At 72.5% G+C, this 19,966-nt stretch carries 16 protein-coding genes; 7 read left to right on the top strand and 9 right to left on the bottom strand.

Annotated features, from left to right (window positions below):
* Positions 1-12: 12 nt before the first annotated feature.
* The 6 genes from KBX00_RS08785 to KBX00_RS08760 form a co-directional block, all read right to left on the bottom strand.
* Positions 13-1,614, bottom strand: coding sequence for an acyl-CoA carboxylase subunit beta (locus tag KBX00_RS08785; protein WP_210825110.1), 1,602 nt, complete (start codon positions 1,612-1,614; stop codon positions 13-15).
* Entirely contained in the window at positions 1,611-2,819 is a 1,209-nt protein-coding gene (locus KBX00_RS08780; RefSeq protein ID WP_210825108.1) for an acyl-CoA dehydrogenase family protein, read from the bottom strand. The genes KBX00_RS08785 and KBX00_RS08780 overlap by 4 nt, the downstream gene beginning before the upstream one ends.
* A complete protein-coding gene (locus KBX00_RS08775) occupies positions 2,816-4,528 on the bottom strand; it encodes an acyclic terpene utilization AtuA family protein (protein ID WP_210825279.1) in 1,713 nt (570 codons plus the stop codon). The genes KBX00_RS08780 and KBX00_RS08775 overlap by 4 nt, the downstream gene beginning before the upstream one ends.
* 32 nt (positions 4,529-4,560) lie before the next feature.
* Positions 4,561-5,361, bottom strand: coding sequence for a TIGR03084 family metal-binding protein (locus KBX00_RS08770; protein ID WP_210825106.1), 801 nt, complete (start codon positions 5,359-5,361; stop codon positions 4,561-4,563).
* A gap of 11 nt (positions 5,362-5,372) precedes the next feature.
* Positions 5,373-5,993 (bottom strand): TetR/AcrR family transcriptional regulator, encoded by a 621-nt coding sequence (locus KBX00_RS08765; protein WP_210825104.1) that lies wholly within the window; start codon positions 5,991-5,993, stop codon positions 5,373-5,375.
* A 160-nt stretch (positions 5,994-6,153) separates the two neighbouring features.
* Positions 6,154-6,831, bottom strand: coding sequence for a Crp/Fnr family transcriptional regulator (locus KBX00_RS08760; protein WP_013736306.1), 678 nt, complete (start codon positions 6,829-6,831; stop codon positions 6,154-6,156).
* A 220-nt stretch (positions 6,832-7,051) separates the two neighbouring features.
* On the opposite strand from KBX00_RS08760, the gene KBX00_RS08755 reads away from it, so the two are divergent.
* The 6 genes from KBX00_RS08755 to KBX00_RS08730 all read left to right on the top strand — a co-directional run bounded on the left by KBX00_RS08755 (position 7,052) and on the right by KBX00_RS08730 (position 12,310).
* Positions 7,052-7,714 carry an adenosylcobinamide amidohydrolase gene (locus KBX00_RS08755; protein ID WP_210825101.1) on the top strand — a complete coding sequence of 221 codons (663 nt, stop codon included), beginning with the start codon at positions 7,052-7,054 and terminating at the stop codon, positions 7,712-7,714.
* 58 nt (positions 7,715-7,772) lie between these two features.
* Positions 7,773-8,921 (top strand): CapA family protein, encoded by a 1,149-nt coding sequence (locus tag KBX00_RS08750; RefSeq protein ID WP_210825100.1) that lies wholly within the window; start codon positions 7,773-7,775, stop codon positions 8,919-8,921.
* Between the two features lie 55 nt (positions 8,922-8,976).
* Positions 8,977-9,756, top strand: coding sequence for an endonuclease III (nth, locus tag KBX00_RS08745; protein WP_210825098.1), 780 nt, complete (start codon positions 8,977-8,979; stop codon positions 9,754-9,756).
* A complete protein-coding gene (locus KBX00_RS08740; RefSeq protein ID WP_210825095.1) occupies positions 9,753-10,361 on the top strand; it encodes a TlpA disulfide reductase family protein in 609 nt (202 codons plus the stop codon). The genes nth and KBX00_RS08740 overlap by 4 nt, the downstream gene beginning before the upstream one ends.
* Before the next feature lie 2 nt (positions 10,362-10,363).
* Positions 10,364-11,068 (top strand): CoA pyrophosphatase, encoded by a 705-nt coding sequence (locus KBX00_RS08735; RefSeq protein ID WP_210825277.1) that lies wholly within the window; start codon positions 10,364-10,366, stop codon positions 11,066-11,068.
* Positions 11,069-11,131: 63 nt separating this feature from the next.
* Complete coding sequence (locus tag KBX00_RS08730; protein ID WP_210825093.1) at positions 11,132-12,310, top strand: MarP family serine protease; 1,179 nt, start codon at positions 11,132-11,134, stop codon at positions 12,308-12,310.
* Positions 12,311-12,317: 7 nt separating this feature from the next.
* Here KBX00_RS08730 and KBX00_RS08725 read toward each other — a convergent pair whose 3' ends face one another.
* From KBX00_RS08725 to eccCa, 3 genes are all read right to left on the bottom strand, one after another.
* Entirely contained in the window at positions 12,318-13,037 is a 720-nt protein-coding gene (locus KBX00_RS08725) for a phosphatase PAP2 family protein (protein ID WP_210825091.1), read from the bottom strand.
* Positions 13,038-13,117: 80 nt separating this feature from the next.
* Positions 13,118-14,440, bottom strand: a complete 1,323-nt coding sequence (mycP, locus tag KBX00_RS08720) for a type VII secretion-associated serine protease mycosin (protein ID WP_210825089.1) — start codon at positions 14,438-14,440, stop codon at positions 13,118-13,120.
* 73 nt (positions 14,441-14,513) lie between these two features.
* A complete protein-coding gene (gene eccCa, locus KBX00_RS08715; protein ID WP_210825087.1) occupies positions 14,514-18,464 on the bottom strand; it encodes a type VII secretion protein EccCa in 3,951 nt (1,316 codons plus the stop codon).
* A gap of 100 nt (positions 18,465-18,564) precedes the next feature.
* Here eccCa and eccD point away from each other — a divergent pair, with 100 nt between their 5' ends.
* The gene (eccD, locus tag KBX00_RS08710) at positions 18,565-19,965 is read left to right on the top strand and encodes a type VII secretion integral membrane protein EccD (RefSeq protein ID WP_210825084.1); all 1,401 of its coding nucleotides are present in this window, start codon (positions 18,565-18,567) and stop codon (positions 19,963-19,965) included.
* Position 19,966: the final 1 nt, after the last annotated feature.

Below are 19,966 nucleotides of genomic sequence, written 5' to 3'. Positions count from 1 at the left end.
CGTTCCTCGCGCTCACAATCGGAAGATGCCGAAGCCGTCGGCGCCCTGCACCGGTCCGCTGTGGATGGCCGACAGGCAGAGGCCGAGGACGGTACGGGTGTCCCGGGGGTCGATCACCCCGTCGTCGTAGAGCCGACCGGAGAGGAACAGCGCGCCGGACTGGGACTCGATCTGCTGCTCGACCATCATCCGCATGGCCGCGTCGGAGTCCTCGTCGAACTCGCGGCCCCGGGCGGCGGCGGCCTGTCGGGCCACGATGGACAGCACCCCGGCCAACTGCGCCGGTCCCATCACCGCCGACCTGGCGTTGGGCCAGGTGAACAGGAACCTCGGCTCGTACGCCCGGCCACACATGCCGTAGTTGCCCGCGCCGTACGAGGCGCCCAGGTTCACCGTCAGATGCGGCACCGTCGAGTTCGACACCGCATTGATCATCAACGCGCCGTGCTTGATGATGCCGCGCTGCTCGTAGGAGGTGCCGACCATGTAGCCGGTGGTGTTCTGCAGGAAGATCAGCGGGGTGTCGGTGGCGTTGGCGAGCTGGATGAACTGCGTCGCCTTCTGCGCCTCCTCGCTGAACAGCACGCCCCGGGCGTTGGCCAGCACACCGACCGGATAACCGTGCAGCTCACCCCAGCCGGTGACCAGCGCGGTGCCGTAGGCCGGCTTGAACTCGTCGAACTCGCTGCCGTCGAGCACCCGGGCGAGCACCTCGCGCGGATCGAACGGCACCCTGAGGTCGGCGCTGGCGATGCCGAGCAGTTCCTCCGGGTCGTACTTCGGCGGTCGCGGCATCGGGTTGCGCGGTGCCGGACCCCGCTTGCGCCAGTTGAGCCGGCGTACGCACTGTCGGGCCAGCCGGATGCCGTCGCGCTCGTCGGTGGCGAGGAAGTCGGCCAGGCCGGACCTGGTGGCGTGCATGGCCGCGCCGCCCAACGACTCGTCGTCGGCGTCCTCACCGGTGGCCATCTTCACCAGCGGCGGCCCGGCCAGGTAGACCTGCGAGCGGTCCCGGATCATGATCGTGTAGTCGGACATCCCGGGCACGTACGCGCCACCGGCGGTGGCGTTGCCGAAGACGACGCTGACCGTGGGGATCTTCTCGGCCGAGAGCCGGGTCAGGTCGCGGAACACCCGGCCACCCGGAATGAAGATCTCCGCCTGGCTGGGCAGGTCCGCGCCGGCCGACTCGACCAGGTTCACCATCGGCAACCGGTTGGCCAGGGCGATCTCGCCGGCCCGCCGGGTCTTCGCCAGCGACCACGGGTTCACCGCGCCACCGCGTACCGTCGGATCGTTCGCGACGACCAGGCACTCCACGCCCTCGACCACGCCGATCCCGGTCACCACGCTGGCCCCGACCGGAAAATCGGTGCCGTACGCGGCGACCGGCGACAGTTCGAGGAACGGGCTGTCCTGGTCCACCAGCAACTCGATGCGCTCGCGGGGGAGCAGCTTGCCGCGCTTGTGGTGCCGGGTCACGTACTTCTCGCCGCCGCCGGCCCGGGCGGTGTCGAGCGCGGCGTCCAGCTCGGCGAGGCTGTCCAGCAGCGCGCCGCGGTTCGCGTGGAAGGTCGGCGAGGATCTGTCGATCGCGGTGTCGAGCGTGCTCAAAGGCCCATTCCCTTCGCGATGATCTCGTTCATGATCTCGGTGGTGCCGCCGCCGATGCCGAGGATCCGGGCGTCGCGGTAGTGCCGCTCCACCTCGGCGTCGCGCAGGTAGCCGAAGCCGCCGTGCAGTTGCAGGGCCTGGTCGACGACCCGGTCGGCGGCCGAGACCGCCACGTTCTTCGCCATCGCCACCTCGGTCACCACCGGCTCACCCGCAGCCACCCGGGCGGCCACCTGGTGCACGTACGCCCGGGCGGCCTCGGCCCGGGTGTGCATCTCGGCCAGCCGGTGCCGGACCAACTGCCGGCTCGCCAACGGCCGGCCGAAGGTGGACCGGTCGCGGCACCAGGTGACGGCCAGCTCGACGCAGCGCTGCGCGATGGCGTACGCCTGGGTGGCCAGGGAGAGGCGCTCGGCCGCGAACTGCTGCATGATCGCGAGGAAGCCGGTGTCCTCCTCGCCGATCCGGTTCGCCACCGGCACCCGTACGTCGACGAAGGAGAGTTCGGCGGTGTCCGAGCAGTGCCAGCCGAGCTTGTCCAGCCGTCGGCCGACGGTGAAGCCGGGCGTTCCCTTGTCGATTACCAGCAGGCTCAGCGTCCCGCTGCCCGGCACGCCGGTGCGGACCGCGGTGGTCACGAAGTCCGCCCGGACTCCGCTGGTGATGTAGGTCTTCGCGCCGTTGACCACGTAGTGCTCGCCGTCGAGGCGGGCGTGGGTGCGGATGCCCGCGACGTCCGAGCCGCCGTCGGGCTCGGTGATGGCCAGCGCGCCGATCATCGAACCGGCGAGCGTCGGCCGGACGTACCGGTCGATCAGGTCGTGCTCCCGGCCGGTCGGGTCGACGCTTCCGGGGGCGTCGGATCGCCTGGGGAGCCTGCCGCCCGACCCGGCGCCGGCTGCGGCGACCATGTGCGGCAGCGCGATGCCGTGCGTGAAGAGGGCGGCCACCAGCCCCGACGAGCCACCGGAACGGATGATCTCCTCGGTGACGATGATCGAGTCGAGCAGATCGCCGCCGCTGCCGCCGACCGACTCCGGAAAGCCGATGCCGAGCAGACCGATCTTCGCGGCGGTCGCGTGCAGCTCGCGAGGCACTTCGCCGGCCCGCTCCCAGTCGTCCAGGTGCGGCAGCACCTCCCGGGTGACGAAGGCGCGGGTCAGCTCCCGCAACTGCCGCCGCTCGGGAGTGTCCACGATCGTCACGGCCGCACCTCCCGGTCGACCGGTGCCGCTCCGTCGCTGGCCGCCGGCTCGACCGGCAGCTCGACGATCCGGGAGCGGAGCAGCTCACCGAGAGCCTTGGCCTGTGGGTCGAACCGGGTGGAGGCGGCCACCCCGGCACCGAGCAGTCCCCGGATCACGAAGTTGACGGCGCGCAGGTTCGGCAGTTCGTACCGCTCGACGGTCAACGGAGCGGTCTCCGGCAGCAGCTCCGCCAGCCGGGCCACCGTGAGCCAGCCACGCAGCCACGGCCAGGTCGCGTCGGTACGCGCCCAGACCCCCAGGTTCGCGTCGCCGCCCTTGTCACCGGATCGGGCACCCACCAGCTCACCAAGCAGGCCCCGCCGGGTCGGACCTGTCGCCGCCGGGCCGGCGACCTCGGTCGGCGGTTCGGCGGCGACCGACCCGCTCACCGGCGGTGGGTCGATCGGCAACCGGGTGCCGTCGGGGAGCACGGCGACGTGGTCGACCGCCTCCTGCGGCACGGCGTCGGCGGTGAACACGCCGTACGGGGTGGCGTCGCCGGGCAGGGTGGTCAGGGTGCAGCCCGGGTAGGAGGCCAGGGCCAACTCGACCGCCGCCGCCGAGAACGCCCGCCCGGCTCGCGTCCGGTCACCGTCGCGCAGGTGTACGTGCAGCAGTGCGCTGGCCGTTTCGGTGTCGGCGGCGTCCGGGTGGTCGGTGCGGGCCAGGGTGAACTCCAACCCGTCCGGGCCGACCGTGTTTGTCAACTGCTCCCGGACCAGGGCCGCCTTGGCCGGAATGTCCAGCCCGCAGAGCACGAACGTCATCGAGTTGCGGAAGCCGCCGAGGTTGTTGACGCCAACCTTGAGGGTGTCCGGTGGCGGGGTGCCCCGGGTGCCGCTGACCAGCACCCGGTCCGGACCGTCCTGGCTCAGCCGGACCGAGTCGAGTCGGGTCACCACGTCCGGGCCCAGGTAGGCCGGCCCGCCCACCTCGTACAACAACTGCGCGGTGACCGTCTCGACGGTGACCGCGCCGCCGGTGCCGGGCTGCTTCGTGATCACCGCCGAGCCGTTCGCGCGCAGCTCGGCGACCGGAAAACCCGGGCGGCGTCCGCCGTCGGGCAACTCGGTGAAGAAGCTGAAGTTGCCGCCGGTGACCTGCGCCCCGCATTCGATCAGGTGCCCGGCGACGGTGGCTCCGGCCAGCGCGTCGAGGTCGCCGCGCCGCCAGCCGAACCGGGCGATGGCCGGGCCGACGACCAGCGAGGCGTCGGTGACCCGGCCGGTCACCACCACGTCCGCCCCGGCGTCGAGGCAGGCGGCGATGCCGAACGCACCGAGGTACGCGTTCGCGGTCAGCGCGTCCGGCCGGGTCAGGGCGTCGCCCTCGACGTACCCGATCCGGACCGGCAGCCCGAGCCGGTCGGCGAGGGCGCGGATCGCGGCGGCCAGCCCGGCCGGATTGAGCCCACCGGCGTTCGTGACAATCGTGACCCGTTGGTCGAGCGCGGTGCCGAGGCAGCCCTCCAGTTGCCGGAGGAACGTCTTCGCGTAGCCCAGATCGGGGTCGCGCATCCGGTCCCGGCCCAGGATGAGCATGGTCAACTCGGCCAGGTAGTCCCCGGTCAACACGTCCAGGTGGCCGCCGTCGAGCATCTCCCGCCACGCGGAGAAGCGGTCCCCGTAGAAACCGGAGGCATTGCCGACCCGCAGCACGTCGCTCACCGGCGGCACCTCCGGGCCGCCGCCGCGCGCGTTCACGGCTGCGCTCCCGACGCTGTCGTTCGGGGAGCGCGGCCGGTGCCGGGCGGGCCGGCGAAGGCCTGGGCGACGTCCAACCACCCGTCGGCGACCGGTCCGGTGGCGATCAGGGCGGTGTCGGCGCGGTGCCGGCGCCGGGTAACCAGCAGGCAGAAGTCCAATGCCGGACCGGTCACCCGGTCGGTCGCGTCCGCCGGGCCGAAGGCCCAGGTCTGTCCGCCGGGTGCCGTCAGCTCGACCCGGACCGGCGCCGTGGGCACCGCCCGGCCGTGGGCGGCGAAGCTGTGCCCGACGGTACGGAAGCCGAGGTACGCGATGTGCCGCAGCCGGTCGGTGACGGGCCGGGTGACGCCGAGCGCCCCGGCCACGTCCTCGCCGTGCGCCCAGGTCTCCATGATCCGGGCCGTCGCCATCGAGGCCGGTGACATGCGGGTGCCGTACCAGGGCAGCTTCTCTCCGGCGGGGGCGGCGGCGAGGGCTGTCGCGAGTGCCGAGCGGCCCTCCCGCCAGCGAGTGAGCAGGACGGCGGGCGGGGCGAGGAAGGCCACCGCGCCGTCGTCGACTAGCCGGCCGGGGTCCGGTGCGGCGGTCACCGAGGCGTAGAAGGCGTCGGCGTCGGTCGCGGCGAGCCGGGCCACGTGATCCGTCCAGGCCAGGTGGGCGATCTGGTGGGCGATCGTCCAGCCTTCGGCCGGGGTGGGCCGCTCCCATTCCTGCGGCGGCAGCGCCGCGACGAGCGCGTCCAACTGCTCGGACTCGGTGGCCAGATCGCTGAGCAGGGCGGTCAGGTCGACCATGGTGCCTCCGGTCAGGGTGCGGTTTCCGGGCCGGCGAGCAGCGCCGCCAGCTGGGCCTTCCAGCCGTGCAGCAGCGCGGCGCGGCGGGTCGAGTCGTCGCTGAGCAGGTTGGCCACACCGAGCCCGCGCAGCAGGTCCAGGGTGGCCTGCACCGCCTCGCGTACGCCGGGGCGCCGCTCGTCCACCCCGAGCAGCTCGACGGTCAGTCGGTGCATCTCCCGACCGATCCGGGCTTCCAGCGGCAGCAGGGCGGCCCGCAGCTCGGCGTCGGTGCGGGCGGCCACCCAGAGTTCGAGGGCGGCGACGAAGAGCGGTCCGGTGAAGGCGGCGGCCAGCAGGTCCACCACCCGGTCCAGCCGGTCGGCGCCGGCCGGCAGGGCGTCAGCCTCGGCCCTCAGCTCGATCGCCCGCCGTTCGGTGAGGTGCCCGACGGCGGCGGTCACCAGGGCGGTCCGGGTCGGGTAGTGGTGCAGCTGGGCACCTCGGGAGACGCCGGCCCGGGCGGCCACCACGGTGGTGGTGGTGCCGGACCAGCCGTGCTCCACCAGGCAGTCGACGGTCGCCTCCAGCAACCGGGCCCGAGTAGCGCGACTGCGCTCCTGCTGAGGGACGCGAGTCGATGCGGCAGGCACGCGACCAGCCTGCCGCCCAAAAAACAAACAGTCAATACTGACTTTTTCTTCTGCGCCGTCGACGGCGCAACTTCAGGGTTGTTGCTGCATCCGGCGCGCTGCGCGCGGCAAGCAACAACAACCCTGAAGTTGTACGCCCAGTTAGGTGGGCTTGGGGAGGTCAGACGCGGGCGCGGCGGGCCAGGCGCTCCGGGTCGAGGATGATGATGCTCTTGCCGTCCAGCCGGAGCCAGCCGCGCGAGGCGAAGTCCGCGAGGGCCTTGTTCACCGTCTCTCGGGAGGCGCCGACGAGCTGCGCAATCTCCTCTTGGGTCAGGTCGTGGGTGACCCGCAGCACGCCGCCGTCGCGGGTGCCGAAGCGCCCGGCCATCTGGAGCAGGTTCTTGGCCACCCGGCCGGGCACGTCGGTGAAGATCAGATCCGCGAGGGCGTCGTTGGTCCGGCGCAGCCGGCGGGCCAGCACCCGCAGCAACTGCTCGGCGATCTCTGGGCGGTTGTTCAGCCAGGGCCGCAGCGCCTGCTTGCGCAGTCGGGCCAGCCGACTGTCGGTGACCGCGGTCGCGGTCGCCGTACGCGGACCCGGGTCGAACAGCGACAGCTCGCCGACCATGTCCGACGGACCCATCACGGCGATCAGGTTCTGCCGTCCGTCCGCTGCCCGGCGGCCAACCTTGATCTTGCCGGACAGCAGGATGTAGAGACTGTCGCCGGGCTCGCCCTCGTTGAAGACGACCTCGCCCTTGCGGACCTCGATCGTCTCCATCTCCTTGGCGAGCGCCTCGGCCGCCTCCGGGTCGACACCCTGGAAGATCCCGCTGCGGGCCAGTACCTCGTCCATCGCGCACCTCCGGTTGCGCGTGCCGTCTGCTCGGCCTGGGTCCGCCGTTCGCTGATCCCTCGCGCGCCGACCAGTCTAGGCGCACGTGAGCAGTAATCAGAGGTGCACCCCTGGAATCTTGATCGTTGGGCGTAACGTGCCCGTCGTGATCACCCTTTAGAATCCCGCGCCTGGTCAGGCCGGGGTCGGCGGTGCGGAGACCCGGACGTAGGGTCACCCCGTGCTGCCCGAGCCCCTGCTGACCACCCGGTGTGAGGACGAACGTGACATTCCGGTGCTCGTCTGGCGGGCCGGGCGACCGCTGCGGGCGGTCAGCTCCGCGCCGCTGGGCGGTGGCATCGGCGTACGTCGGTGGGTGCTGAACGCGACGGTGCCCATGTCGTACGACCGGGACGACCCCGCCGACCACCTAGCCGAGTTGGCCCGGGGGTTCCGCCTGGACGGGCCCGGGGTGGGCCTGATGACCGGGGTCGACGTGACCGAGGTGACCCGGCGGACCGACACCGGTGTGCAGGTCTGGGCCACCGTCGGTCTGGGCACTCCGGTGCCGGCGGCGGCACCCGCCGTGGCGGCACCGGCGCAGCCGGTCGGCACGGTGAACATCGTGGCGTACGTTCCGGCGCGGCTCGGCGACGCGGCGCTCGTCAACGCGGTCGCCACGGTCACCGAGGCCAAGGCGCAGGCGATCGCGGAACTCGGGCTGCCCGGCACCGGTACGCCGACGGACGCCGTCGCCGTGCTCTGCCCACCGGACGGGCCGATCAACGCCTATGGTGGCCCCCGCTCCACCTGGGGGGCGCCGCTGGCCCGGGCGGTGCACGCCGCCGTGCTGGCGGTGGGTCGCGACACCGTCGTCCCATGGTCGGATCGGCTCCGAGGCTGAAGCTCCTCACCCGATCGGCGGTCGATTCTGCGATACCGGCCCGGTAGGGTCGCGCACGATGTACGCTGCCGTCCCCTCCATGCCCCCGTCCCGCCGCCGCACCCTGGCCGTGCTGGGGGCGCTGCTCGCCGCCCTTCTCCTCGCCGGCTGTGCCGGCACCGACGAGGGGCCGCTCTGGCAGCCCGGCACGGGCGGCGGCGGCGAGGGCGCGCCTGTCGAATCCGTGGCCCCCGAGGTCAAGAAGATCTCGCTCTCGGCCACCGGCGACATCGTGATGGCCATGGCACCCGATCGGCTGCCCCCGAACAACGGCAAGGGCTTCTTCAACTCGGTGAAGAAGGCGCTCGCCGCCGACCTGGTGATGGGCAACCTGGAAGAGCCGTTGACGGTGGACACCGGGACCGGCAAGTGCGGTGCCAACTCCACCCGCTGCTTCCAGTTCCGGGCTCCGCCGGAGTACGCCGCCCATCTCGCCGATGCCGGTTTCGACCTGCTGAACCAGGCCAACAACCACGGGTACGACTTCGGGCCGAAGGGCTACGAGAACACCCAGCAGGCCCTTGAGGAGCACGGGCTGGAGCACACCGGCGCACCCGACCAGATCACCGTCGTCGAGGTGAAGGGCGTCAAGGTCGCCGTCGCCGGCTTCTCGTCGTACCAGTGGTCGAACAGCCTCACCGACATCCCGGCCGCGAAAAAGGTGATCAAGAAGGCCGCCGACCAGGCCGACATCGTCGTGGTGCAGGTGCACATGGGGGCCGAGGGGTCGGAGATGACGCGGGTGCGGCCCGGCACCGAGATGTTCCTCGGCGAGAACCGGGGCGATCCGATCAAGTTCTCCCGCGCCATGATCGACGCCGGCGCCGACCTGATCGTCGGGCACGGTCCGCACGTGCTGCGTGGCATGGAGTTCTACAAGGGCAGGCTGATCGCGTACAGCCTGGGCAACTTCGCCGGCGGCGGCAACTCGCTGAGCAACAACGGCCGACTCGGTTGGGGTGGCGTGCTCAAGGTGTCACTCGAAGCGGACGGCACCTGGGCCGGCGGTTCCTTCACCTCCACCTACATGGACGGGGCCCGCAAGCCCACCATCGACCCCGACGACCGTGGTCTGGGGCTGCTCCGGGACCTCACCGAGCTGGACTTCGCGAAGACCGGCGCCCAGCTCAGCGACTCCGGAAAGATCAGTCCGCCCGACGCGGACTGATCTCCAGCGGCACGGACGTCCGAGCCGGTCGGACCGGCGACGTAGGCTGGCCGTCGTGACCAGAAGCGCTACCGAGACCGACCTGGGACGCACCCGTCGTGCGCGGCGGATCGGCCGCGTGCTGACCGAGACACACCCCGACGCGCACTGCGAGCTCGACCACGGCAGCCCGCTGGAACTGGCCGTCGCCACCATCCTGTCGGCCCAGTGCACGGACAAGAAGGTCAACGAGGTCACTCCGAAGCTCTTCGCCCGCTTTCCGAGCGCCGCCGACTACGCCGGGGCGGATCGCGGCGAGGTGGAGGAGATGATCAAGCCGACCGGCTTCTACCGCAACAAGACCACCTCGCTGATCCAGCTGGGCCAGGCCCTGGTCGAGCGCTACGACGGCCGAGTGCCCGACCGGCTGGCGGACCTGGTCACCCTGCCCGGCATCGGCCGTAAGACCGCGAACGTCATCCTCGGCAACGCCTTCGACGTGCCCGGCATCACCGTCGACACCCACTTCCAGCGGCTGGTGCGGCGCTGGGGGCTGACCACCGAGACCGACCCGGTCAAGGTCGAGCACGAGGTCGGGGCGATGTTCCCGAAGCGCGACTGGACGATGCTGTCGCACCGGATCATCTTCCACGGCCGCCGGGTCTGCCACGCCCGCAAGCCCGCCTGCGGCGCGTGCACGCTGGCGAAGCTCTGCCCCTCGTACGGCATCGGACCGACCGAACCAGCCGCCGCCGCGAAGCTGCTCAAGGGCCCCCGCGCCCGTGACCTCGCGGCCGCCGCCGGAGTCGACCCCGAGTTGGTTCCGGCGCAGGCGGTGCGGGCGGAGGCACCGTGAACCGGCGGCTCGCCCTGCTGACCCTGCCGCTGCTGTTGGTACTCGCCACCGCGTGCACCGCCGGCCCCGAAACCCCCGCGCCGGTCGGGCAGGGAACGGTGGCCGCCCGTCCGTCCCCGTTCGAGGGCTGTGCCGGCCTCACCGACGGCCCGGCCGGCCCCGGCGACGACGAGGCGAGCGGCGACCCGCTGCCCGAGCTGACCCTCACCTGCTTCACCGGTGGTACGCCGGTCGCCCTGCGAGACGTCCGCGGACCTGCCGTGGTCAACGTCTGGGCCTCCTGGTGTCCGCCCTGCCGCAAGGAACTCCCCGCCTTCCAGCGGCTGCACGAACGCACCGACGGGCAACTGCGGGTCATCGGGGTGAACAGCCGGGACAGCCGCGAGGGCGCACAGTCGATCGGCGAAGACTTCGGCGTACGGTTCCCGATGCTCGTCGACCAGGGCGAGGCGATGCAGCGGGCACTGCGTCGCAACGCCGTCCCGCTCACCGTCTTCGTGGACGCGCAGGGTCGCATCCGGCACATCGACAGTTCCGGCGCGCTGGATGACGCGCGCCTCGCCGAACTCGTCGAACGGCACCTCGGCCTGACGGTGCCGGCGTGAACGTGCCCGATCCGGCGGATCGTCAGCCGCCGGGTTGGTTGGGGCCGCTGCTGGGTCGGCTCGGCAGCGCGCGTACGGAGGACTTCACCCAGTTGCGTACCCCGGACCAGGGTGGCCGGGAGAGCGCCGTGCTGGTGCTGCTCGGCGAGGACGCCGCCACCGGCCCGGACGTGCTGGTCCTCCAGCGGGCCGCGACCCTGCGCAACCATGCCGGTCAGCCGGCCTTCCCCGGCGGCGCGGCCGACCCAGAGGACGCCGACGCCGCCGCCACCGCGCTGCGCGAGGCGAACGAGGAGGTCGGGCTCGACCCGACAAGCGTCACCGTGCTGGCCCAACTGCCGAGACTGTGGATACCGGTGAGCGACTTCGTGGTGACCCCGGTGCTCGCCTGGTGGCACGCACCGCACCCGGTGGACTCCCGGGAGCCGGCCGAGGTGGCGCACGTGGCCCGCCTGCCGATCGCCGAACTGGTCGACCCGGACAACCGGGTCCGGGTACGCCATTCGAGCGGCTGGGTCGGCCCCGCCTTCTCCGTACGCGGGATGCTGGTCTGGGGGTTCACGGCCGGGGTGCTGGCCGCGCTGCTGGACATGGGCGGCTGGAGCCGCCCGTGGCCGCGCGGCCGGGTGATCGATCTTCCGCCGGTCGGTGCCGCACCCGCCCCGTCGGCCGGCACCGACGAGGTCGACGAGAGCGCCCTGCGCTGACCCGACCGTCACCTTCCGCAAGCGATCGACGTCCCATGAGCCCTGGCCCCGTACGCTTGAGCCGTGTCGGCCGTGGATCTCGTCCTGCTGTTGCTCATGCTCGTGTTCGCGATCAGCGGATACCGACAGGGGTTCGTCATCGGCGTGCTCTCGTTCTCCGGGTTCTTCCTGGGTGCCCTGATCGGCCTTCAGGTCGGCCCGATGTTCGCCCAGCAGTTCGTGGACAGCGGCACCCGGGTGCTGATCTCACTTGTCGCGATCTTCGGTCTCGCCGTAGTGGGTCAGGCACTGGCCGGCTGGCTCGGATCGCACCTGCGCCGCACCATCGCCAGTGATGTGGGACGACGGGCCGACGACATCGGTGGCGCATTCGTCTCGCTCTTCGCGGTGCTGCTGGTCGCCTGGCTGGTCGCCGTGCCGCTCGGCTCCTCCTCGCTGCCCTGGCTCGCCGCCTCGGTGAAGAGCAGCGCACTGCTCAACGTGGTGGACCGGGTGCTGCCCGACCAGGCTCAGCAGCTCTCCACCGCGTTGCGCGACACCGTCGACACCAACGGCTTCCCGGACGTCTTCGACGGGCTGCGGCGTACCCAGGCCCGGCAGGTAGAGCCGCCCGACCCGGCACTGGCCGGCTCCGAGGTGGTGAGCAGCGGTCAGCGCTCGGTGGTGAAGGTGCTCGGGTCGGCACCGAGCTGCTCGCGCCGGATCGAAGGGTCCGGCTTCGTGTACGCCGACGACCGGGTGATGACAAACGCGCACGTGGTCGCCGGCACCCGCTCGGTCGCGGTGGAACTGGACGGAGACCGGTACGAGGGCGAGGTGGTCGTCTACGACCCGGACCGGGACCTGGCCGTGCTCTACGTGCCCGGGCTACCCGGCCCGTCGATGCGGTTCGCCGCCGGCAACGCCTCCACCGGCGCGGACGCGATCGTGCTCGGATTCCCGCTGGACGGGCCGTACAACGCCCAGTCGGCGCGGATCCGCGACGTCGACCGGATCACCGGGCCGGACATCTACTCGTCGGGGAACGTGAACCGGGAGATCTACACGATCCGGGCCCTGGTCCGCAGCGGCAACTCGGGCGGTCCACTGGTCTCCTCGAACGGCCTGGTGCTCGGGGTGATCTTCGCGGCGGCGGCCGACGACCCGAACACCGGGTTCGCGGTCACCGCCGCCGAGGCCCGACCGGTGGCGCTGGCCGGTGCCGAACGCACCCGGGGCACCGACACCGGCGACTGCACCTGACGCGGGGTCAGCCCGACCGGCGTCGCGACCACACGGCGAACCCGGTGGCGGTGCCGACGACCACCGCCGCACCGAGCAGCCACCCGGCCAGCACGTCGCTGCTCCAGTGGACGCCGAGCGCGACCCGGCTGAACCCGGTCACCAGGGCGATCGTCAGCGCACCGAGCCAGACCGCCACGCGGGCCGGGGAGCGGGGCCCGGTCCGCGGCAGGAACACCACGAGCAGCATCCCGGCGGCGAGCGCCGCGTTCAGGGCGTGACCCGACGGGAAGGCCAGACCGGGTGCCTGGGCCACCGGGTCGGGCAGATCCGGTCGCGCTCTGCCGACGAGCAGTTTCAGCAGGGGGCCGAGCAGACCACCGAGCACCATGGTGGTGGCGGCCCAGACCGCGAGCCGCCGGGCGCCGTCGCGGGCCAGCCAGACCACCAGGACCAGTGCCGCGGCTCGCAGGGGCATCGGTGCGAAGACGTCTGTCCAGAAGCTCATCGTCCGGACCCAGATCGGGTGCTCCAGGGCGTACCCGTGCAGCTGAGTGGTGATCGCCAGGTCGAGCCGGCGCAGCGGCGGCCAGTCACTCAGCACCAGCGTGGCGAGCAGCGCGAACGGCACGACCAGCAGCACGCCGGAGACGGCGTGCGCCGTCCGTGCGGCCGGCGGGTCGTCCCGCCGTCCGGACTCGTCCGAGTCGGCCGGTGGTGCCGGACCGACTCGCTCGGAGGTGTCCACGGCGATGGTGGTACCCCGCTGGCCGGGCCTATCCCGGGAGGATGCGCGAAATGTGCCGCGCCGAACCTCGCGACGGTCGGTCAGCGGCACGACCGCCGGAACCGGCGCAGCATCAGCACCGCACCGGTGAGCAGCGCGACGAAGACGGCCGAGCCGATCCAGAGCCGCTCCGAGCCGGCGTCGTCCGGCGAACCGGCGGCCCGGGCCCGCCACCGGGTCTCCTGTCCGGACCCGGTCAGACCGAGTTGCTCGGCGTCCGGATCGCCGGTCGTCGCGGCGCCGGGCGCGGGACCGAAGCCGGTCACCCCGGGCGGGTCGTTGTCGTCCAGCGGGTTCGCGTACGTCGGCGGCACCTCGGCGGTCAACGCCGCGACCGGGTCGACCAGGCCGTACCCGAACCGCTCGTCCCGACCGGTGGGCCCGATGTCCCTGGCGGTGACCAGCAGTCGGTTCACCACGTCTCCGGCGGACAGCTGCGGATAGCGGGAGCGCACCAGGGCGGCGGTCGCGGCGACCAGCGGTGCCGCGAAGCTGGTCCCCTGCACCCGCCAGTAGCCGCCGGGAGGACGTGCCCCCACCAGCCCGCTCGCGGGGGCGGTGAGGACCGTGGCCCGACCGGTGATCGCGCCGCTCCACAGGTTGTCGCTGTTGCGCTCCAGGCCGGAGACCGCGATGACGCCGGGCTCGCGGGCCGGATACCACACCTTCGACTCCGGCGACGTGGCGAGGTTGCCCGTGCAGGCGACCACCACGACGTCCCGGGCGAAGGCGTAGTCGATCGCCGCGGCCAGCGCCGCGCTGTCACCGTTGCCGCCGAGCGACAGGTTGATCACCTTCGCGCCGTTGTCGACCGCCCACCGCACACCCTTGGCGACGATCAGCGCGTCGTCGTAGCGGTTCTCCGCGTCCAGCACCCGCACCGGCAGGATCCGGGCGTCCGGTGCGAGCCCCACCACGCCGCGGCGGTCGTCGTTGCGCCCCGCGATCAGGCCGGCCACCGTCGTGCCGTGCCCGACCGGGTCGGCCTCGGCCGCCCCGCTCGGCGCGACCAGATCGAGCCCGGGTAGCACCTGACCGGTCAGGTCCGGATGGGAACCGTCCACCCCGGAGTCGATCACGGCCACGATCACACCGCGCCCGGTCGAGCTACGCCAGGCCGTCCGCGCGCCCAGCTTGTCGAGCTGCCACTGCTCGTCACGGACCTGGTCGGCACGCCGCGCCGAGTCGGGGTTGTGTGCCACCGGCGTGCCTACCGGGGGCGCGTGGACCGGTACGGCCGCCGCGGGCACGATCGCGACGGCGGCCGACAGCGCGGTGGCGGCCCCCGCGAGCAGCGCGCGGTTGGCGAACCGCCCGGCCCTCGCCGGGCCGCGATGCCGCAGCCTGGTCACTTCCTCAGCCATTCGTTGCGGGATACATGACGTTCGGAGATTACCGGTTCCGACCCGCCTACAGGGACGTTCCGTGGAGTCGGCGTCACGGTGGCGGCAGGTGAGCCAGTTGGACCAGGCGTACGCCCTCACGTCGGGTGAACAGCCGACCGCGCCCGGGTGGCAGCGGACCCGGGCGGACCGGACCGACGAGCGCCCCCTCCTCCGGGCTGCCCGACAGCACCAGGCCCGAGGTGGACAGTTCCCGTAGCCGCTGCACCAGCGGCTCGTACTGGGCGCGGGCGGCACCACCGGTGCGGCGGGCCAGCACCAGGTGCAGTCCGACGTCGCGGGCGTGCGGCAGGTGTTCCTCCAGCGCCCGTAGCGGGTTCGCCGGCCCACTCGCCACCAGGTCGTAGTCGTCGACCAACACGAACAGCTCCGGGCCGGACCACCACGACCGCTCCCGCAACTGCGCCGGACTGACCTGCGGGCCCGGCGCGCGGTCCGCCAGGTAACCGGCGGCCGACTCGACCAGGTCGGCGCTGTGTGCCCCGGCGGTGCCGTAGCCGATCAGGTGTTCGGTGGAGATGACACCGAGCAGACTGCGTCGGTAGTCCACCAGGATCACCCGCGCCTGCTCCGGCGTGAATCGGGCGACGATCGAGGTTGCCAGGGCGCGCAGGAAGGACGACTTGCCACTCTCGGCGTCGCCGTAGACCACGAGGTGCGACTCGGTGGCGAAGTCGAGAACCACCGGACGTAGGTCCGCCTCGGCGACACCGACCGGGATCCGCAGCCCCGTGGTGGCGTCGAGATCGAGGTCGGCGTAGGGCAGCACGGACGGAAGCAGCCTGACCGGGGGCGCGACCGGACCGGGCCACGCGTCACTTACCTGTTTCACCAGCCCGGCGGTGTCCGTGCCGGTGGTCCACGGCAGCGCGGTGAGGAAGTGCAGGCTTTCCGCGGTGATGCCCCGCCCGGGGGCCTGCTCCGGCACATGCGCCGCCGCCCGCCGGGCCACCACCGAGTCGGACGGATCACCGAGGCGCAGCTCCAGCCGAGAGCCGAAGAGATCTCGGATGGCCGGTCGGAAGTCCAGCCAACGCACCGCGCTGGCCACCACGTGCACACCGTAGGAGAGCCCCCGGGTCGCCAGATCGGTGATCAGCGGCTCCAGATCCTCATATTCGGCTCGCAGGGTCGTCCACCCGTCGACGACGAGGAACACGTCGCCGAACACGTCGGTATCGCCGGCGTCCGTGCCGGTGCCGGTGCCAGTGGCGTGTCGCTGTCGCCAGGTGGCCATCGACTCCACGCCCAGCTCGGCGAAGCGGCGCTCCCGATCGGCGAGCAGGGTGGACATCTCGCCGACGGTACGGCGTACCCCGGTGGGGTCGGCCCGACCGGTGACCCCACCGACGTGCGGCAGGCCACGCACCGAGGCCAGCCCACCGCCACCGAAGTCGAGACAGTAGACCTGCGCCTCGGTCGGCGTGTGCGTGAGTGCCAACGCGCAGACCAGCGTACGCAGCGCGGTGGACTTGCCGCTCTGCGTGCCACCGACCACCGCGACGTGGCCGGCGGCGCCGTCCAGCGCCAACCACAGCAGGTCGCGGCGCTGCTCGAAGGGCCGGTCGACAACCGCCACCGGCACCTGACGGGCACCGTGCAGTTCGGGATTGTCGATGGTCAGCCCGCGAACCGGGTCGACCGTGAGCGGACCGACCAACTCGTCCAGAGCCGGGGCGGCATCCAACGGCGGCAGCCACACCTGGTGCGCCGGCGCGCCCTGCCCGGCCAGCCGGTCGACAATCAGACGCAGCAGCGTCCGAGGATTGTCCGCCTCGTCTTCGACCACCGGCGGGGCCGGTGGCTGTGGCAGCGGTGTGACGTGGGTGGAGAACGCGAGCAGCCGGGGACGTTCGGGTCCGGCCGGGTCGGTCGCCAGGGCACGCCGACGCACCGGCCCGGAGACGTACGCGGTCTTGAAACGCAGCAGCGGCTCGGTGCCGAAGCGCAAGAAACCGTGCCCTGGCGATGGCGGCAGTTCATGCGCGTCCGGCACCCCGAGCACCGTGCGGGACTCAAGCGAGGAGAAGGTCCGCAGACCGATCCGGTAGGACAGGTGAGTGTCCAGCCCGCGCAGTCGTCCCTCCTCCAGCCGCTGGCTCGCCAGCAGCAGATGCACCCCGAGAGACCGGCCCAGCCGGCCGATCTGGAGGAACAGGTCGATGAAGTCGGGCTTGGCCGACAGCAGCTCGGAGAACTCGTCGCAGATCAACAGCAGCGACGGCAGCGGGGGCAGCGGGTTGCCGGTCGCCCGGGCCCGCTCGTAGTCGCGCAGGCTGGCGAAGTTGCCGGCGCGGCGCAGCAGCTCCTGCCGGCGGACCAGCTCGCCGTTGATCGCGTCGACCATCCGGTCGACAAGCGGCAACGCGTCGGCCAGGTTGGTGATCACGGCGGCGGTGTGCGGCAGCCGGTCGAAGGGCGCGAAGGTGGCCCCACCCTTGAAGTCGACGAGTACGAAGTTGAGCTGCTCGGCGGAATGGGTGGCGGCCAGCCCGAGCACCAGCGTACGAAGCAGCTCGGACTTGCCGGAGCCGGTGGCGCCGATCAGCAGCCCGTGCGGACCCATGCCGCCCTGCGCCGACTCCTTCAGGTCCAGCTCGACCGCGCCGCCGTCCAGGCCGATGCCGATCGGTACCCGCAGCCGGTCCCGCGGCGACCTCGGCACCCACCCCTGCTCGGCGGTGAAGCCCTCCGGTTCGCCGATGCCGAGCAGCTCCGACAGACCCGGCTCGACGCCGGGCGCGGCGTCGGCGCCCCGGGTGACGGCCAGCCGCAGCGGTGCCAACCGGCGGGCCACCGCCTCGGCCTCGGCGACCGCCAAGGTGTCGGCCGTGCCCACCTCGGCCGACCCGTCCGAGGAATGGGAGTGCAGTCGACCGTTGCGCAGCTCCAGCAGCAGCGAGAACCGGTCGAGCAGGCGCGGCGGCGGGGTGTCCAGGTCGATCAGGGTCACCGCGTCGATGCCGCCGTCCCCGACCAGTTCGGTGGCGCCGGCGCGGTCGCCACCGTCGAACACGACAACCAGATGAGGTCCGTCCGTGGCCGGTCCGGCCGGGCTGAACCTCGACCGGCTGGCCAGCACCTGGTCGAGCAGCCCTTCCAGCTCCGCCGCGGCACTGGCCACCAGCCGTACCGGGCCCAGGGCGTCGGTGCGGGTGGGATGCCGGGCATGGGGCAACCACTTGACCCACTCCCAGTGGCCGCGTCGTTCCGGCCCGGCACAGACGGCGACCAGCAACTCGTCCGGGGCATGAAAGACGGCGAGCTGGGTGAGCAGGGCCCGGGCCAGCGCCTGCGCGGCCGGTGAGCCGGTGGGGCCGACCGGTGCGGCCCGGACGAAGACCCGGGCGAAGCTGCGCAGCGAGAGAGCCACCGGCAGGTCGGGCACCACGGAGTACGCGTCCAGGAAGCGGCGCAGCGCGCCCGCCGTCATCGGCTCCAGTTCCTCAGGTGGGCGGGTGACCGGCGGTACCAACGGCGTGGCCAGGGTCTGTGGCCCGACGGCGACCCGAACCACCGCGAAGTCCGGGTCCGTGGGCCGTCGCTCCCAGAGCCGGTGGCTGTGCGCCGTCGACCAGAGCAGCGACGGATCCGGGTGCCGGTAGCAGAGGCCGGCGCGCTGCCGCTCCGCGGTCTGCCGTACCTGCCGACGCAGGGTGGCCAGATGCCGCAGGTACTCCCGGCGGGCGGCCATCGTCTCGGACTTCTTCGGGCTGCCGGAGGTGCTGCCCCAAGAGGTCGCCAGCATCGCCAGGGAGGAGAGGCCGAACATGGCGCCGACCACGTAGGCGTACGCCCCGCCACCTCGGCCGAACATCATCGCCATCGCAACCGTGCCGCCGAGCATCGGCAGCACCATCAGCAGTTGGTGCCAGCGGGCGCCGGTGCCGGCCGGAATCTCCGGGGGAGCCTGCACCGGCAGGTCACCCACGGGTATCTCGGGTGCCGGCCGTCGTGCCGGCCGCCGGACGACGACAGTGGACACTCGACCTCCCGACTGCGCACGGTGACCCGAGCCTGGCTCATGGTAGGTAAAGTCCTGTCGTCCGCGCAGCAGCAGACCCGCTCGGGATGGAGATGAGTCGATGGCAATCGGGCTCGCCCGGGTCACCGTCAGCACGCCCCGACGGCGGGTCGACGTGGCGCTGCCCGAGCAGGTGCCCCTCGCCGAGCTGCTGCCCGAGGTGCTGCGTCACGCCGGGGAGGGGCTCGCCGACGACGGGGAACAGCATGGCGGCTGGTTGCTCCGGCGAGCCGACGGCACCGTGCTGACCGGCGGGCAGGCGCTGGCCGCCCAGGGCGTCCGCGACGGTGCGGTGCTGCACCTGGTGCCGGCCAGCACGCAGTGGCCGGAGTTCGAGTACGACGACGTGGTGGAGGCCCTCGCGGACGCCGCCCGCCGGCGGGGCGGGGGCTGGTCATCCGCTGCCACCCGGGCGGTGGCACTTGCCGGTGCCGGTGTTCCGCTCGCCATCGGCGTGCTCGCCCTGGCCGCCGGTGGACCCGGCGACCCTGCCGGCTGGCCGGCCGCGACCGTGGCGGCGGGCCTGCTGGTGATCGTCGGCACCGTGCTGTCCCGCGCGCAGGGCGACGGGCTGGCCGGGGCCACCGTCGGCGGTCACGCGTTGCCCTACGCGGCGCTTGCCGGTGCCCTCGCCGTCAGCTCGGGCGATCCGGTCGGACCGGTCGGCGCGCTGCGCTGGGTGGGCGCGCCGGAGTTGCTCGCCGGGTCGACGGGGCTGCTGCTGGTCTCGATGCTGGGGCTGGTCGGGGTGGCCACCCGACAACGGGTCTTCGTGGCCGGCGCGGTGGTGGGCGTGGGGGCCGGATCAGCCGCTCTCGGTGGCCTTCTGATCGAGCCGGCCGGCGCGGCCGCGGTCCTGCTCTGCGCGTTGACCTTCGCCGTCGGGGCCGCTCCGCTGGTGGCCATCCGGCTGGGCAGGGTGCCGTTGCCGCCGATGACCCTGCCCACCGATCCGCCGGACGACTCGGACCGGGCCCGTGAGCTGCCGGATCGCGGTCGGGTGCACGCTGCGGTGGCCCGCACCGAGGAGATGCTCACCGGCATGCTGATCGGCCAGGCCGTGTTGACCGTCGGCGCGGTCGTGGTCCTCGTCAGCACCGGTGGCGTCGCCGGTCGGCTGCTGGTCGGGGTGACCTCGACGGTGCTGCTGTTACGTGCCCGGCTCTTCACGACGGTCCAGCACCGGATCGCGCCGGTGCTCGCCGGCCTGGCCGGGTACGCGGTCCTCGGCGGGGTGCTGGCCGGAACGGCCGACGCGGCGGTCCGGCTGATCCTGGTCACCGGCGGGCTGCTGGTCGCGTTGCTGGTGGTGGCGGGCGGCACGACGTACGCCCGTCGGCCGGTCTCCCCGTACGTCGGACGGGTCACCGACCTGGCCGACACCCTGCTGGTGGTCTCGGTGGTGCCGGTCGCCTGCGCGGTGCTCGGTCTCTACGGACGGGCCCGGGGGCTGCTCAACTGAG

The organism is Micromonospora sp. C95 (assembly GCF_018070465.1).
Lineage (GTDB): Bacteria > Actinomycetota > Actinomycetes > Mycobacteriales > Micromonosporaceae > Micromonospora.
This window is presented reverse-complemented; position numbering and strand designations above follow the sequence as displayed.